This window comes from Streptomyces physcomitrii, from assembly GCF_012273655.1.
Lineage (GTDB): Bacteria > Actinomycetota > Actinomycetes > Streptomycetales > Streptomycetaceae > Streptomyces > Streptomyces physcomitrii.
Window position 1 is genome coordinate 326,521 of record NZ_JAAWWP010000001.1, and the last position, 16,366, is coordinate 342,886.

Consider the following 16,366-nt stretch of genomic DNA (forward strand, 5'->3'; position numbering starts at 1 on the left):
CGTGCGGTCTCGGCGCGTCAGTGCCCCGAAACCCCAACACCCCACCACCTCAACGGAGTTCGCCATGCCCGAAATCCCGCTCGTACCCTCCCTCTGGCGCTTTCCCGCTCGGCCCGCCTCTGTGGCACGGGCCCGGCGGGCGGTGGTCGAGGCGCTTCCCCGGGGGCTGTGGCCCCAGATCGGTGAGGATCTGCACCTGCTGACCTCGGAGTTGGTGACCAATGCCGTACGGCATGGTGCGCGGGCCGGGGAGGAGGAGCTGGTGGAGATGGTGCTCTGGCCCGCGGACGGGCACTACTGGCTCGCCGTCTCGGATCCGGGGGAGAGTGGCGGGTCGGCGGCTCGGATGTCCGAGGTGGGGTGGCCGAGCGCGGACAGTGAGAGCGGCCGGGGGCTGGTCCTCGTCGATCACCTCGCCGCCACCTGGGCCGTGCGCCCGCGGCCCGTGCGCGGCAAGTCGGTCATCGCGGGCCTGCCGCTGCCCGGTGGCGGTTGGGTGTGAATTGCTCCCTCCTGTCGGGCAACCCGGACCCGACTTATGCCCTCTTGCTGGGAGCAGGGCGCTTCACCACGCCTTCACAGAAGCACCCGTGGTCATTCAACTGTCACGCAGAGTCGGGCAATTGTTAATTACGGGGCATGGGCGGGTAAAAGCCGCCTAGCGGTATAGACATGTGCATGCCAGGCGTTGCAGGGTCTGTGCGGGACCGACCAGTCCCCGCGGTCTCGCCCCAAGGGCGCCGCGCGTACGAGTGGTTGGTGCCCCCGCCGCCACGCAGCGCAAAGGAAGTGCACGTGCGTAGACCCCACATACGCCGTCTGTCCATAGCCGTCGCCGTGACCACCGCGGCGACGCTCACCGCCGGAGCGGCGGGCTCCGCGCTCGCCTCTCCCGCCTCCCCGGCCGAGTCCGCCGCCGCCTCGGCCGGTGCGCGGGGCGGGCTCTCCCAGCAGGCCGCCAAGTCGGCGGTCACGGCCGCCGCCAAGGCCGCCGTCGCCCACGCCACCGCGACCAGCGTCGGCAAGAAGGACAAGCTCAAGGCCGTCGACGCCCTGGTGGACGCAGGCGGCAAGCAGCACGTCCGCTTCGTCCGCACCCACCAGGGGCTGCCGGTGCTCGGCGGTGACCTCGTCGTCCACCTCAGCGCCAAGTCCGCGTACCTGGGCGTGACCCGCGCCTACCCGCACAAGGTCGGCGTGAAGTCGACGAGGCCCGGGCTGACCGAGGGCCAGGCCCGACAGAAGGCGGCCGAGGCCGCGAAGGGCGAGGCGGGTGAGGCCGAACTCGTCCTGAGCGCACGGGAGTCGGGCACCGCGCTCGCCTACCGGGTGCAGGTCGACGGAAGCGGCAGCGCCGAGGGCGGGCGGAGCGAGGTCGTCCTCGACGCCGCCACCGGCAGGATCCTCAGCAACGCCCCGGTCGACGAGGCCTTCCTCTCGCCCGCGGTGAAGGAGAAGCTGCGCGCGCAGGGCGACACCGTCGACCCGCGGACCGTGCCCGCCAAGGGCGCCCCGACCGGTGCGGCGAGCATCAGCCCCCGTACCCCGGCCGACTTCCCCTCGGCCGCCAAGGGCGAGGGGACCTCCTTCTTCGTCGGCAAGGTGGAGTTGTCCACCACGCAGACGGGCGCGAATTCGTACACGCTGAAGGACAGCACCCGCGGCGGCACCGAGACCCGCGACGCGGGCGGCGCCGAGCTGGAGGACTTCGCCAAGGCCAAGGCCTTCACGGACAAGGACAACAAGTGGGGTGACGGCTCGGTCAAGGACCCGGCCACCGCCGCCGTCGACGCCCAGTACGGCATCACCAACACCCTGGACTTCTACAAGAAGAGCCTCGGCCGCAAGGGCATCAGGAACGACGGCAAGGGCGCGCACGCGCTGGTCCACTACGGCGACAAGGTCGGCAACGCCTTCTGGTCGCCGGACTGCGCCTGCATGCTCTACGGCGACGGCGACGGCAAGGACTTCACCAAGCCGCTGGTCGTCCTCGACGTCACCGGCCACGAGCTGACCCACGGCGTGGTCGAGGCCACCGCCGCCCTGGAGCCCACCCGCGTCGACGGCGCGGGCACCCAGTACGGCGAACCCGGCGCCCTCAACGAGTCGCTCGCCGACATCTTCGGCGCCAACGTCGAGTTCTCCGCCGACAACGAGAACACTCCGCCCAACTACCTGATCGGCGAACAGCTCGGCCTGGAGCAGAAGTTCCTCCGCCGCCTCGACAAGCCCTCCCTCGACAAGCTCGAAGGCACCGTCGACTACTGGTCGAAGGACGCCTACGACACCGAGGTGCACGCCGGTTCCGGGGTCTCCTCGCTGGCGTACTACCTGCTCGCCGAGGGCAGCGGCAAGAAGACCATCGGGAAGGTGGACTACGACGCGGCCACCCACGACGGCTCCAAGGTCACCGGCATCGGCCGGTCCAAGGCGACCCGGATCTTCTACCAGGCGCTGACCCGCTACATGGTCTCCACGACCGACTTCCACCAGGCCCGCAAGGCGACCCTGAGCGCCGCCGCCGACCTGTACGGGAAGGACAGCACCGAGTACAAGACGGTCGACGCGGCCTGGTCCGGCGTCAACGTCACCGCGGCCAACACACCCAAGGCCCCCAAGGCCCCCAAGTCCCGTACGTCCCACTGACGTTCACCCGAACCGGACCCGGCCGTCCCTTCCCCTTCGGCCCGGTCCGCCCCGGCGCCCTCTCGCGACCCCCGTGCGCGAGGGGGCGCCGCTTTCGTGAGCGCGGGGGTTCGAGTGGCGATGTGGTGGCATACGTCTCTCCGGTGCCGGCGGCGCTCCTGTGCGTATCGCCGCCGGAGTCCGTGCCGTCGTACGTGCCGTTCGTGGGGAGTTGCCGGTGGAGAGGCTGACCGACTGGGTGCTCCGGCACCGGTTGCTGGTGGCCGGGATCTGGCTGGTGACGGCCCTGGCCGGGGCGCTGCTCGCCCCGACCACCACGGACCGGCTGAGCTACACCTTCGCGCTGCCGGGGCAGCCCGGGTACGAGACCAATGTGCGGATCGCCGAGACCTACCGCGGCGGGGGCTCCACCGACCCGCTCGCGGCGGTCGTCGAGGGCGCGGACGCCCCGCGGCGGGCCGCGGCGCTCGGCCGGGCGGTGCGCGAGGCGGTGCCGGGGACCCGGGTGGTCACGGCCGCCGAGCCGGGTGCCGGGGCGCTGACCGCGAAGGACGGCCGGACCTCGGTGGCCCTGCTGTATCCGCCGGTGACGCCCGGGGCCGAGCCCTATGCGGCCGCGCAGCCGAGAGTGGAGGCGGTGGTCGAACGGGCCGGTGCGGGCGTCGAGTTGACCGGTTTCCTGCTGCTGGCCGAGGGCGGGAACGGCGAGGACGACCGGGGCGTGCTCGTCGAGGTCGTCCTCGGGGCCGCCGGGGCGCTGGTGGTCCTCGCGCTCGTCTTCGGCTCGCTGCTCGCCGGGGTGCCGCTGCTCGTGGCGGCCGTGTCCATCCTCGCCACCTTCCTCGCGCTCCTCGGGCTGACCACCCTCACCGATGTCTCCTTCGTGGTGCAGTACCTGGTCGGCCTGATCGGTCTCGGCGTCGCCATCGACTACTCCCTCCTCGTGGTGACCCGCTGGCGCGAGGAGCGCGCGGAGGGCCGCGAGAACGACGCCGCGGTACGGGAGGCCATGCGCACCGCCGGGCGCTCGGTCCTCTTCAGCGGGGTGACGGTGGCCGTCTCGCTGGCGGCGCTGGTCCTGGTCCCGCTGCCGTTCCTGCGCAGCATCGGGCTCGGCGGCCTGCTCATCCCCCTGCTCAGCGTGGCCACCTCGCTCACCCTGGTGCCCGCCCTGCTCAGCGCCTGGGGCCCGCGGTTGCAGTGGCCGCGCCGCAAGCCCGCGGACGGCTGGTCCCGCTTCTGGGCGGCGATCGCCCGCGGGGTGCTGCGGCGGCGCCTGCGTACCGTCCTCGGCTGTACGGCGGTCCTGCTCGCGCTCGGCGTCCCGGTCCTCGGCCTCTCGCTCGGCTCACCGCAGCTCAGCGGGCTCGGCTCGGACAGCCCCGCCTCACGCGCGGCGACCGCGGCGGTCGAGGGCGGGGTGCCCGAGGGGTTCCTGCGGCCGGTCGAGGTGCTGGCGCCGTGCGGCGCGGGTGACCAACTGACGGGCGAGCTGAGGAAGTTGCCCGGTGTCGCCGCGGCGGCGGCCCCGCGCGCGGGAGGCTGGTCGGCGGACGGCGACTGCCTGCTCCAGGTCTATCTGGACCGCGATCCGGCGAGCGGAGCGGGCAAGGCCGCGCTGGACCGGATCCGCGAGGCGGTCGACGAGCACGGCGGCGGCGCGCGGGTGGGCGGCAGCCCCGCCGAGGACGCGGACTTCGTGCACGCCGTCTACCGGGACGTCGTCTGGGTGGTGCTCGCCGTGGTCGTGGTGACCTTCCTGCTCCTGGCGAAGGCCCTGCGCTCGCTGTGGCTCCCGGTGAAGGCGCTGGTGCTCAACGCGATCTCGCTCGCCGCGGCCTACGGCGTCACCGTCCTGATCTGGCAGCACGGCTGGGGCTCCGAACTGCTCTTCGGACAGCAGGCCAGCGGCGCGGTCACCACCTGGGTGCCGATCGCCGTCTTCGCCTTCCTCTTCGGACTGTCGATGGACTACGAGGTGTTCATCCTGGCCCGGATGCGCGAGTCCTACGACGCCCACGGGGACACCGGCCGCGCCGTGGTCGACGGCATCGCGCGCACCGGCAGGCTGGTCACCAGCGCCGCGCTGATCCTCTTCCTGGCGTTCGTCGCCCTGGCCACCGTGCCGGCCGTGGAGGTCAAGATCCTCGCCACGGCCCTCGCCCTCGGTATCGTCATCGACGCCGTGATCGTCCGCGGCCTGCTCGCCCCCGCGCTCGTCGGCCTCTTCGGACGCATCAACTGGACGCTGCCCGACCGGCTGGCCCGGCTGCTGCGCATCGGCGGGACCACCGGGTCGCCCGGGGTGACCGGTGACCGGTGACCGGGGACTGCTCACTGACGACCGGTGACCGGTGACCGTCGCCGAGTGCGGCCCCGCCGATTGCCGCGTACGCCCCGGCGGGGCCGTGAACCTCAGCCGCAGTGGCCCTCGTTGAGGATCCAGGTGTCCTCGATCCGGGCGCGCCAGGTGACGCACTCGCCCCGGGCGGGGAGGTACACCGGTCCCGCGTACGCGGCTACCATCCCCCGATGAGCGCGATGATCCGGGGAGCCAGCCTGCGCGGTTTCGCGGCGCTGGTCGCGGAACTCGGCGGCGATCCGGGGGAGTTCCTCGAACGGTTCGCGATCCCGGCGCAGGCGCTGACCTCCGAGGAGGGGCTGATCCCGATCACCGGCCACGACCTGATGCTGGACGCGGTCGCCCGGGACCTCGGCTGCCCCGACTTCGGCCTCCGGCTCGCCGACGACCAGGATCTGAGCATCCTCGGCCGGCTGGCGGTGGCGATCCAGGCCTCCGCTACGGTGGCCGGGGCGCTGGAGTGCGCCTCGCGCTTCCTGTTCGTGCACAGCCCGGCGCTGAGCATCGCCGTGGAGGCGGATCCGCGCGGGCGCCGCGAGGTCGTCGCGCTGACCTACCGCAAGGATCCGCGCGAGTCGCCGTACTCCCCGCAGGCCATGGAGCTGGGGCTCGGACTCTTCCAGCGGGTGGCGGTGGCGCTGGTCGGGAGCCTCACCGGGCTCCGGTCGGTGGAGCTGCCGCACCAGCCGCTGTCGCCGGTCGCGCGCTATACGGAGTTCTTCGGCGCCCAGGTGCGGTTCGGGGCCCCGAGCGCCGCGCTGCGGGTGGAACGGCGGCTCCTCGACGAGGAGTTCCGGGGCGCGGACGCGGCGATCCGGCGGCTCGCCGTCGACTACCTGGCCGGGCACCACACCGATCCGGAAGGCCTGGTCGCCACCCATGTCCGCCGGGCGCTGACCGCGAGCCTCGGCACCACCCCGCCGGTGCTCGCCCGCATCGCCCGGCTCCTGCGGATGCATCCGCGCACGCTGCAACGCAGGCTCGCCGCGGAGTCGACCGGCTTCGAGGAGATCCTCCAGGACGTACGGCGGGATCTCGCGCTGCGGTATCTGACCACCACCGATCTGCCGCTCGGGCAGGTGGCCGCGATGGCGGGCTTCGCCGACCAGTCCGCACTGAGCCATGCGGTACGGCGCTGGCGGGGGGCCAGCCCCGGCGAGGTACGGCGCCTCACGCGCGGCGGGGCCTGAGGACCACCGGTCGCTCAGGGGCCGCCCCCGCCGCGCAGCCGCTCCGGAGATTGTCGCGCGGGAACAAGTACCGCCCCACCCGGGCGGGCATCCTGCTGGCCCGACGACCCGGACCACCCGAAGACCCCACGACCGACGCGGCGAGCGAGGAGCGGCTCATGGCGACCCCCGGAACCGACCGTCCGACCGGGAGCGAGCACCGTCCGGCAGGCGCTGATCACCCGACCGGCACCGAGCACCTGACCGCGATCGGTGCCCGCCCGATCCCCGAGTTCGACGGCGTCCACGAGGTGTGGCCGCGTGGCGAACGGCTGCGGGCGGTCCGTGCGGCCGCCGCGGCGTACAAGGAGCGCTTCACCGCGCAGGGCCAGGTGCGCGCGGTGCGGTCGGTGGACATCGCCGCGGCGCCCTATCCGGTCAAGTACGCCTTCCACAACGCCGTTTCGGTGCCCACGCTGCCGCTGATCTCGATGATCAACCGGATGATCGTCGTGCAGTACGAGGATTTCGACGGCCGGGCCCGCACCCTGGTCTTCGAGCCGACGGTGCCGGACGGCTCCGCGGAGGCGCCCTTCTACCGCAATCTGCGGAGGCTCACCGACCGGGTCCCCGGCGGGGGGCTGATCGAGCGCGCCATCGTCCGCTACTACGCCCAACCCGGCGACGTTCTGCGGCAGTTGAAGCTGACCCCGGCGGACATCGACTTCTGCACCTTCGACCACCTGCATGTGCAGGACCCGCGGATGATCCTGGGCTCCACCGAGGTCGTCGAGGGCGAAACCGCCCCGCGCGCACCGCTGTTCGGCGAGGCGAGAATGCTGGTGCAGCGCCGCGAGCTGGCGACCCTGGAGTCGCTGCACCCGATGCAGTGGGCCTGGTACGTCGAGGGCGGGCTCGGCGGTGTCGACCGGGAGAGGTTCGCCGTCCTCGACGGGGACGTCGAACTCGGCCCGGGCGTCGCGCTGTTGTGGACCCCCGGGCACACCGACGGCAACCACTCGCTGCTGCTGAACACGCCCGACGGGGTGTGGGTCTCCTCCGAGAACGGCATCGCGCTGGACAACTGGCAGCCGGAGCTGTCGAGAATTCCCGGAGTGCGCCGCTACCACGAGGAGTTCGGCCGCGAGATCTGCCCCAACGCCAACACCCTTGAGGACTCGCTCGACCAGTACGACTCGATGGTCAAGGAGAAGACCCTCGCCGACCGGTGCGCGGCCGACCCGCGCTGGCTGCAGATCCTGCCCTCCACCGAACTCGCCCCGTGGAAGCGGTTCTGGCCGGTGGTGCCCACCTACGTCCACGGCGGCATCTCCTACGGCGAGATCCAGGGCGGCCGCCGGTGAGCCGCGCCCCCGCCGGAGCGGTGGTCACCGGGGCGGGCCGCGGCCTCGGGGCGCTGATCGCCGGTGCCCTGGTCGAGCGCGGCCACCGGGTCCTGGTCACCGACCTCGACGCGGAGGCGGCCCGGGCCACGGCGGCCGCGCTCGGCCCCGAGGCCGGCTGGGCCGCCGTCGACGTACGGGACGAGGCGCAGGTCACCGCGGCACGGGACCGCGTCCTCGCGGAGGCGGGCCGCCTCGACGTCTGGGTCAACAACGCCGGGGTGCTCGCCACCGGGCCCGCCTGGGAGCAACCCCCGGACGTACGCCGCCTGATGATCGAGGTCAACGCGCTCGGCACCGTCAACGGCACGGTCGCCGCGATCGGGGCCATGCGGGAGACCGGCGGCCACATCGTCAACGTGGTCTCGCTGGCGGGGCTGACCGCGGTGCCGGGCGAGGCGGTCTACGCGGCGTCCAAGCACGCCGCCCTCGGCTTCAGCCTGAGCACCCTCGCCGATCTGCGGCTCGCCGGGATCAAGGGGGTCGACATCTCCTGCGTCTGCCCGGACGGCATCTGGACCCCGATGCTCCACGACAAGCTCGACGACCCCGCCTCGGCGCTCTCCTTCTCCGGCAAGCTGCTCCGGCCCGAGGAGGTCGTCGCGGCGGTACGCGGGGTCCTCGACCGCCCGCGCCCGGTGACCGCCGTACCGCGCCGGCGGGGACTCCAGGTGCGGCTCGCGGACGCCCTGCCCTCGCTCGGGCTGCGCGCCCTTCCGCTGGCGGTCGCGCGGGGACGGCGGGTGCAGCGGAGGATGCTGGCGCGGCGCCGGTCGGGGTAGGGGGCCGGTCGCACTCCGCCGCCGCGCCGCCTCGTCGCGCCGGGGGCTCACCCGGCCCGCGCGGACCGGTCTCCGTCCCACCCCTTGTCGATACACGAACGTACTGGATACATTCCCGTATCGGATCCGGGTCTCCAGCTGTCCGGCGGTTCGGCCATCCAGCGGTTCAGCCGCCCGGGTCCGCGTATCGGGCCCGGGCACCGGGTCCGGAGACCGGCTCCGGGGTCACCGCTCCGGGGCCCGGCGGCGACGACGGCGGCGGAGAGCGGCACCGTATGACATCCCTGACGCGTGGTGAGCAGCCCAAGCGGGTCACCCGGCGCCGCGCCCTGACCCGGCAGCGGCTGCTCGACGCGGCTCTGCACGTCTTCGCCGAGGAGGGCTTCGGGCGCTCCACGGTCGACCGGGTCTGCGAGCGCGCGGGCTTCACCCGCGGCGCCTTCTACTCGAACTTCACCTCCCTCGACGAGCTGTTCCTCGCCATGTGGGAGGAGCGCGCGGCGGCGATGCGGGACGGCCTGCGCGAGGCGATCGCGGCCACCGAGGGCTCCGGCGCGCTGGACGCGGACGACCCCGAGCGGGTGCTGCGCGCCGTGCTCGACGTGATCCCGGTCGACGACGCCTGGTACCGGGTGACGGCCGAGTTCACCGCGCACGCGCTGCGCAATCCGCCGCTCAGGCGCGTGATGGCGGCCCGCGAGGCGGCGATCCTGGACGCCCTGCTGCCCCTGGTCGAAGGAGCCCTGGCACGGATCGGCCGCAGGGTCACCGACCGCACCGCACTCGGGCAGGCGCTGATCGCCGTGCACGACGGCACCAGCGTGCAGGTGCTTCTCGAACCCGCGGACCCGGCCGTACGCGCCCGCCGCGAAGAGCTCTTCCGCCACGTACTGATGGCGTACTCCACCGAAGGTCCCGGCGAAGGCGAGGAAGACCAGTGAGCGAGCGGGCAGACGTCGCGGACGTCATCGTGGTGGGGGCCGGGCTCGCCGGTCTCGTCGCGACGTACGAACTCGTCCGGGCCGGGCGCAAGGTCCTCGTCCTCGACCAGGAGAACGAGGCCAACCTCGGCGGCCAGGCCTTCTGGTCGCTCGGCGGCCTCTTCCTCGTCGACAGCGAGGAGCAGCGCCGGATGAAGATCAAGGACTCCTACGAACTCGCCCTCCAGGACTGGCTCGGCTCGGCCGCCTTCGACCGCGAGCGCGAGGACCACTGGCCGCGCAAGTGGGCGCAGGCGTATGTGGAGTTCGCGGCCGGACCCAAGCGGAGCTATCTGCACGGCCTCGGGCTGCGGTTCATGCCGAACGTCGGCTGGGCCGAGCGCGGCGACGGACTCGCCTCCGGCCACGGCAACTCGGTACCCCGCTTCCATCTGACCTGGGGCACCGGACCCGAGGTGGTCCGGGTCTTCCTCGAACCGGTCAAGAGGGCAGAGCGGGAAGGCCTGGTGATGTTCCGTCACCGGCACCAGGTCGACGAGCTGGTGGTGGAGAACGGCGCCGCGGTGGGCGTGCGCGGAACGGTGCTCCAAGACTCCGCGGCGCCGCGGGGCGTCAAGTCCTCGCGTGACAAGGTGAGTTCGTTCGAGCTGCGGGCGCAGGCCGTGGTCGTCACCTCCGGCGGTATCGGCGGCAACCCCGAACTGGTGCGCAGGAACTGGCCGGAGCGGCTCGGCCCCGCCCCCGCCCGCATGATCTGCGGGGTCCCCGCGCACGTCGACGGGCGGATGCTGGAGATCACCGAGCAGGCGGGCGGCAACATCGTCAACCGCGACCGGATGTGGCACTACACCGAGGGCATCAGGAACTGGGACCCGATCTGGCCCGACCACGCGATCCGGATCATCCCCGGCCCCTCCCCGCTCTGGCTGGACGCGACCGGGCAGCGGCTGCCCCCGCCGTACTTCCCCGGCTTCGACACCCTCGGCACGCTGAAGCACATCCAGCGCACGGGCCACGCCCACACCTGGTTCCTGCTCACCCAGACCATCATCGAGAAGGAGTTCGCGCTCTCCGGCTCCGAGCAGAACCCGGACTTCACCGGGAAGGACCTGAAGCTGACCCTGAACCGGGTCAAGAAGGGCCCGACCGGTCCGGTCGCCGCCTTCATGGAACACGGCGAGGACTTCGTCGTACGCCGCACCCTGCGCGATCTGGTCGACGGCATGAACTCCCTCGGCAGCACACCGGAGTTGGACTACGCTCAGGTCGAAAGGGAGGTCCTGGCCCGCGACCGGGAGGTGGACCTCGCCTACTCCAAGGACATGCAGCTGATGGCGGTGCGCAACGCGCGCGCCTACTTCCCCGACCGGCTCGCCCGCGTCGCCAAGCCGCACCGGCTGCTCGACCCGGCGCACGGCCCGCTGATCGCGGTGCGCCTGAACCTGCTCACCCGCAAGACCCTCGGCGGCCTGGAGACCGACCTCGACGCGCGCGTCATCCGGCCGGACGGCGAGGTCTTCGAGGGCCTGTACGCGGCCGGGGAGGTCGCCGGATTCGGCGGCGGGGGAGTGCACGGCTACAACGCCCTGGAGGGCACCTTCCTCGGCGGCTGCATCTTCTCCGGCCGCGCGGCCGGCCGCGCCCTCGCCCGGTCGCTCGCGTGAACTCCGCCACGCCGGACGGCACTTGCCCGGCACCCGAGGCGAACCCCCGCCCATCCAGCACCACTTGGCACCCGAGGGAGACGGCATGACCCAGCGGACCGCACTGATCACCGGCGCCTCCTCGGGTATCGGCGGCGCCGTCGCCGCCGCCCTGGTCGCCCGCGGCCACCGGGTGCTCGGCACCAGCCGCAAGCCCGAACTCCTCGACGAGGCAGCCCGGTTGCCCGGAGTGGAGTACCTGCCGCTCGACCTCACCGACGAGGCGTCCATCCTCGCCTGCGCCGAGGCCGCGGGCCCGGTCGACATCCTGGTCAACAACGCGGGCGAGAGCCAGCTCGGCGCCCTCGAAGAGCTGCCGATGGACGCCCTGCGGCGGCTGTTCGAGCTGAACGTCTTCGGCGCGGTGCGGCTCACCCAGCTCCTGCTGCCCGGCATGCGGGAGCGGCGCCACGGCCGGGTGGTGATGGTCGGCTCGATGCTGGCCAGCTTCCCGCTCGCCTTCCGCTCCTCCTATGTGGCCTCCAAGGCGGCACTCAAGGGCTTCGGCCTCGCCGCCCGGCGCGAACTCACCCCGTACGGCGTCTACGTGAGCACCGTCGAACCGGGCTCGATCCGCACCGGCATCAGCGAGCGCCGCACCCGCTACCAGGCCCCGGGCTCCCCCTACGCGGCCGAGTACGGCACGGTCGCCGCCAAGCTCGACGCCAACGAGGCGATCGGCATCCCCGCCGAGAAGGTCGCCCACACCATCCTCACCGCGATCGGGGCCCAACGCCCCAAGGCCTTCTACGCCGTGGGCAGCAACGCCCCGCTGGTCTTCACCCTGCGCCGCCTGCTCAGCCACGGGGCGGCCGAACGACTGGTGACGCGCAAGCACGGGCTGTCGTAGGGCTTTTCCGCCGGATCAGGCAGGGCCCGCGCGGGCCGGTGCGCAATACCGGTGCGCAAGAAAGGAAACGCCCTGGACGGGCGCGGGTCAGTCGGCGGGGGCGCGCAGCAGGGCCTCCTGGGCGGCGGTGGCGACGAGTTCGCCGTTCCGGGTGAAGAACTCGCCCTGGCACAGGGCGCGTCCGTCCGCCGCGATCCGGCTGCGCTGCGCGAAGAGCAGCCACGCGTCGGCGCGCACCGGCCGGTGGAACCAGAGCGCGTGGTCGAGCGAGACGAGCCGTACCGGCGAACCCCCGCTGCGCGGGAAGACCCGGTGGAAGGCCCGGGTCGCGGTCGGCGCCAGCGTCACATCGCTCAGATACGCGAGCGCGCAGGCGTGCGCGGCGGACTCCGGCGGCAGCGGCAGCCGGGTACGGGACCAGGTGTACAGGGTGAACTCGCCCTCGCGCCCGCCGACTTGGACCTCCTCCTCCGGTACGTACCGCAGGTCGAGCACCTCGCGCAGCGCCGGTGAGCGATGGCCGGCCAGCGCGTCGGGCAGACCCTCGGGTCCGGACACCCCGGGCGCCTGCACCTGGCTGCGGTGGCCGTCCGGCTCCGGCGACTTGAAGGAGGCGTGCAGGCTCAGCACCTCCCCGGCGGACTGCCGGGCGAGGACTTGGCGCAGCGAGTACGAGCGGCCGTCCCGCATCCGCAGCGCACGGTAGGCGACCTTCTCCTCGCAGGAGACCGGCCGCAGGAAGTAGGCGTGCAGCGAGTGCACCGGCCGCTGCCCCGGCACGGTCCGGCAGGCCGCCGCGAGCGCCTGCGCGAGCACCGATCCGCCGAAGCCCGCACCCTTGCGCCCCTCATGGCACAGACCGAGGTACTGGTCCTCTCCGTCCGCCTCAAGCCGCACCTGGTCCGCGAAGGGGGCCGGGGGCGGCCGCCTTCCCGGGTCCGCCGGGCCCGCCGGGACGGGCGAGGCGGTCGGGGCCGCCGGGCGGGACGGACCGGCGGTGGGGCGGGGGAGCGGCGGCAGGGCCGAGCCGGGGTCGTGCACCGAGGTCACCGCGGCCTCCCGGGAGGGGTTGCTGAGCGGCCGCTCAGCGGGGTCGGTAGGTGTAGGAGGCAATCAGGTACGGGGCGCGACGTCAACGGGGCCTGGGGGCGAGGGGGGTGGCGGGGGCGGGGTGAGCCGATGCCGTCCACCCGCGACCCGCGACCCGTGACCCGCTCGCCCGCCGCCCCTCCCGGCAGCCCGGCCCCGTGTCGGTGGCGCGTGGCAGGATGCGGCGAAGCAATCCGGACGGGAGCGGAGAAGGCGAAGAAGACGGAGAAGGCGAAGAAGACGGAGAAGGGCTGAGGAGACGGGGAGAACGAAGAGCGCGGTGCGAGCCGAGGGCGCGAGAAGAACGACAGAAGCGCAGAAGTAATGCGAGAGAAGCAGCGAGCGGAGAACGAAGGGACAGCGGGGGTCCGGGGCGAGCAGGTCCCGGCGGTACGGATGACGGATTCGGTGGGTGCGCGAGGGGCGTGATGGCGGAAGGCGGAGGGGGCGCAGAGGCCGCGGGGCTCGGGTGGGGCGGTCCCGCCGGAGGGGCCGAGGCGCCCGGACCCGGCGCTGAGCGCCCCGGGCGCGCGGTGGCCGGGCTGCTCGCCGAGGCCCGCGCCCTGGACGCCGCCGCCCGGCAGCTGCTCGCCGACCACACCCGCGCACAGGAGGCCGTACGCGCCGCGCTCGCCCCCGTCCTCGACGAGCTGATCGCCGCCGAGCTGGACCAGATCGCCGTGGCCCGGCTGCGCGAGGTCACCGGCGGACGGCTGCGGCTCGGCGCCCTGGAGGACGCCGGGTACACCACGGTCGGCGCGGTGCACGCCGCCAGCCGCCATGCCCTGCGGCAGATACCGGGCGTCGGGCAGCAGACCGCCGACCAGGCCCTCGCCGCCGCGAAACAGCTCGCCCAGGCGGTCTCCGAGACGGTCTCGGTACGTATCGACGCCGACGCACCGGACGCCCGCGCCATCGCCCTGCTCCAAGCCCTGCACCGCCTGGTCGAGGCGGGCCCCGAGCTGCGCCGCGCCACCGAGTCCGCCACCCGCGCCGCCCGCGGACTCGGCGCCCTGCTCCCGCTCGCCGCTCCCGCCGCGGGCCGCTTGCGGATGCTCTTCGCCCGGCGCCGTACCCGCGAGGCGGCCCTCGGCGCCGCTGCCCGGCTGCGCGCCCTCACCGGCGAGCTGCACCGCGCCGGGACCCCGGGTCTGCTCGCCCAGTCCAGCGTCGACCTGCTGCGCGAGGACGCCGAACCGCTCGCCGCCCTGGTCGACTTCGAGCTGCGCTCCGCCGAGTACTACAGCCTGCTCGCCGAGTACACCGGCGGCGGGACCGATGTGGCGGCGGCCGAGGGCTTCCTGCCGGACGAGGTCGCCGGGCGGGTACGCGAGCAGCGCCTCGACGAGGGCCTGCTGCGGGTCTCGCTGCGCGGCTACCAGTCCTTCGGCGCCCGGTTCGCGCTCGCGCAGCGGCGGGTGGTCCTCGGCGACGAGATGGGCCTCGGCAAGACGGTCCAGGCTCTCGCCGTCCTCGCCCACCTCGCGGCCCGCGGCGAGCGCCACTTCCTGGTCGTCTGCCCGGCGAGCGTCCTGATCAACTGGACCCGCGAGATCCGCTCCCGCAGCGCCCTGCGCCCCGTACCGGTACACGGCCCCGCCCGCGCCGAGGCCTTCGCCGAATGGCAGACCGGCGGCGGCGTCGCGCTCACCACCTTCGACGTCCTGCACGCGCTCACCGACGCGGCGCCGGGCAACTCCCCCTCGCGGTCGGCGGCTTCCGGCTCGGGATCGGCCGGCACCGGCACCGGGCTCGCCGGCACCGGCACCGGGCTCGCCGGCACCCTCGATACCGGTTTCGCGGACCCGGGCGTCCGGCCCGCGCTCCTGGTCGTGGACGAGGCGCACTACGTCAAGAACCCGGCGGCACGCCGCTCCCGGGCCGTCGCCCGCTGGGCCGAACGCAGCGAGCGGGTGCTCTTCCTGACCGGCACCCCCATGGAGAACCGGGTCGAGGAGTTCCGCAACCTGGTGCGCCACCTCCAGCCCGCCCTGGTGGACCGCATCGAGCAGGGCGCCGGGGCGGCGGGCTCCCAGGCCTTCCGCAGGGCCGTCGCGCCCGCGTATCTGCGCCGCAACCAGCAGGACGTACTGACCGAACTGCCCGCCCTGCTCAAGGTCGACGAGTGGGAGGAGTTCAGCGCCGCCGACAAGGAGGAGTACGCCGAGGCCGTCGCCGCGGGCAATTTCATGGCCATGCGCCGGGCCGCCTACGCCGCGCCCGCCGACTCCGCGAAGCTGGAGCGGCTGCGCGAACTCCTCGCCGAGGCCGCCGACAACGGGCTCAAGGCCGTGGTCTTCTCCTACTTCCGCGAGGTCCTCGCCACCGTGCACGCGGCCCTCGGCGAGGACGTCTTCGGGCCGCTCACCGGCGAGTTGGCGGCGGAACGGCGCCAGCAGCTCGTGGACGACTTCGCCGCAGCCCCCGGCCACGCCGTACTCCTGAGCCAGATCCAGGCGGGCGGCGTCGGCCTCAACATGCAGGCCGCCTCGGTCGTCATCCTCTGCGAACCCCAGGTCAAGCCCACCATGGAGCACCAGGCCATCGCCCGCGCCCACCGGATGGGCCAGGTCCGCCCGGTCCAGGTGCACCGCCTGCTGGCCACCGACAGCGTCGACGAGCGCCTCCTCGACATCCTCCGCAACAAGGACCGCCTCTTCGACGCCTACGCCCGCCGCAGCGACACCGCCGAATCCGACCCCGAGGCCGTCGACGTCTCGGACCGCTCCCTGGCCCGCCACATCGTGGAGGACGAACAGCGGCGGCTGGCGGGGGAGTTGGGGCGGAGGGAGGCTTCTGCGCCGGAGGGGTCTTCGGAGGCGGCTGCCGCCTCGACCGAGTCCGCGCCGGTGGAGTCAGCCTTGCCCGGTGAGCCCGAGGACGAGCGGCCCGCCACCACCTGACACCCGGGGGCGGGCACGTTCGGGGCTGTACCCGGGCAGGCTGCGTACAGGTCCCCTCCGGGATGCCTCAGCTCGCCTCGACGCCCTCCTCGGCGGCGCGACGCATCAGCTGCTGCACCTGCTCCTCGGACCACCCGGTGATCCGGGCGACCTCGGCGTGGTCGCCGGTCTCGTCGCTCCCCTTCTGCAACGCGGCAATCGCCTCGACCTGCAGATCGGCAAAGGCACCGTCCAGGGCGGCCTTGGCCTCGCGGTAGCGCTGGGCGGCGAGTTCGAGCTTTCCGGTGTCCATAGGGGGTCTTTCCGTAGGGAGCGGAGGGGGTGGGTTGATTGTGACGTATGGGAGGGGAATTCCTGCTCGTGCGGGGAGCACTCGCCGTCCTTGTCGTACACGGCGATGCGTCCGGGGCCACCCCCGCACGCGCGGGGAGCACAGGGCGAGCGCCAGGGCGCCGAGGTGGGGGCGGGGACCACCCCCGCACGCGCGGGGAGCACGCTTTCGGGGTTGGGCAGACAGC

General features: G+C 73.4%; 12 protein-coding genes. 10 read left to right on the forward strand and 2 right to left on the reverse strand.

The features are described 5' to 3' along the window. The first annotated feature begins 64 nt into the window (after positions 1 to 64). The 9 genes from HFV08_RS01420 to HFV08_RS01460 all read left to right on the forward strand — a co-directional run bounded on the left by HFV08_RS01420 (position 65) and on the right by HFV08_RS01460 (position 11,856). Positions 65 to 502 (forward strand): ATP-binding protein, encoded by a 438-nt coding sequence (locus HFV08_RS01420; protein WP_168534963.1) that lies wholly within the window; start codon positions 65 to 67, stop codon positions 500 to 502. A gap of 293 nt (positions 503 to 795) precedes the next feature. Continuing rightward, complete coding sequence (locus HFV08_RS01425) at positions 796 to 2,646, forward strand: M4 family metallopeptidase (RefSeq protein WP_168534965.1); 1,851 nt, start codon at positions 796 to 798, stop codon at positions 2,644 to 2,646. A gap of 217 nt (positions 2,647 to 2,863) precedes the next feature. Continuing rightward, complete coding sequence (locus HFV08_RS01430; protein ID WP_168534967.1) at positions 2,864 to 4,969, forward strand: MMPL family transporter; 2,106 nt, start codon at positions 2,864 to 2,866, stop codon at positions 4,967 to 4,969. A gap of 209 nt (positions 4,970 to 5,178) precedes the next feature. Continuing rightward, positions 5,179 to 6,198, forward strand: a complete 1,020-nt coding sequence (locus HFV08_RS01435) for an AraC family transcriptional regulator (RefSeq protein ID WP_168534969.1) — start codon at positions 5,179 to 5,181, stop codon at positions 6,196 to 6,198. A 158-nt stretch (positions 6,199 to 6,356) separates the two neighbouring features. Next, positions 6,357 to 7,541 (forward strand): MBL fold metallo-hydrolase, encoded by a 1,185-nt coding sequence (locus tag HFV08_RS01440; protein ID WP_246341422.1) that lies wholly within the window; start codon positions 6,357 to 6,359, stop codon positions 7,539 to 7,541. Further along, positions 7,538 to 8,362, forward strand: coding sequence for an SDR family oxidoreductase (locus HFV08_RS01445; protein WP_168534971.1), 825 nt, complete (start codon positions 7,538 to 7,540; stop codon positions 8,360 to 8,362). The genes HFV08_RS01440 and HFV08_RS01445 overlap by 4 nt, the downstream gene beginning before the upstream one ends. Before the next feature lie 275 nt (positions 8,363 to 8,637). Then, a complete protein-coding gene (locus HFV08_RS01450) occupies positions 8,638 to 9,303 on the forward strand; it encodes a TetR/AcrR family transcriptional regulator (protein ID WP_168534973.1) in 666 nt (221 codons plus the stop codon). Beyond that, on the forward strand, positions 9,300 to 10,967 hold the full coding sequence (locus HFV08_RS01455) for an FAD-binding dehydrogenase (protein WP_168534978.1): 1,668 nt from the start codon (positions 9,300 to 9,302) through the stop codon (positions 10,965 to 10,967). The genes HFV08_RS01450 and HFV08_RS01455 overlap by 4 nt, the downstream gene beginning before the upstream one ends. Before the next feature lie 85 nt (positions 10,968 to 11,052). Continuing rightward, entirely contained in the window at positions 11,053 to 11,856 is an 804-nt protein-coding gene (locus tag HFV08_RS01460; protein ID WP_168534980.1) for an SDR family oxidoreductase, read from the forward strand. An 87-nt stretch (positions 11,857 to 11,943) separates the two neighbouring features. Here the strand turns inward: HFV08_RS01460 and HFV08_RS01465 are convergent, their stop codons facing one another. Continuing rightward, positions 11,944 to 12,906, reverse strand: a complete 963-nt coding sequence (locus HFV08_RS01465) for an acyl-CoA thioesterase domain-containing protein (protein ID WP_168534982.1) — start codon at positions 12,904 to 12,906, stop codon at positions 11,944 to 11,946. A 467-nt stretch (positions 12,907 to 13,373) separates the two neighbouring features. Here HFV08_RS01465 and HFV08_RS01470 point away from each other — a divergent pair, with 467 nt between their 5' ends. Then, positions 13,374 to 15,848 (forward strand): DEAD/DEAH box helicase, encoded by a 2,475-nt coding sequence (locus tag HFV08_RS01470; protein WP_168534984.1) that lies wholly within the window; start codon positions 13,374 to 13,376, stop codon positions 15,846 to 15,848. Between the two features lie 67 nt (positions 15,849 to 15,915). On the opposite strand, the gene HFV08_RS01475 is transcribed toward HFV08_RS01470, so the two are convergent. Next, entirely contained in the window at positions 15,916 to 16,140 is a 225-nt protein-coding gene (locus HFV08_RS01475; protein ID WP_168534986.1) for a hypothetical protein, read from the reverse strand. Positions 16,141 to 16,366: the final 226 nt, after the last annotated feature.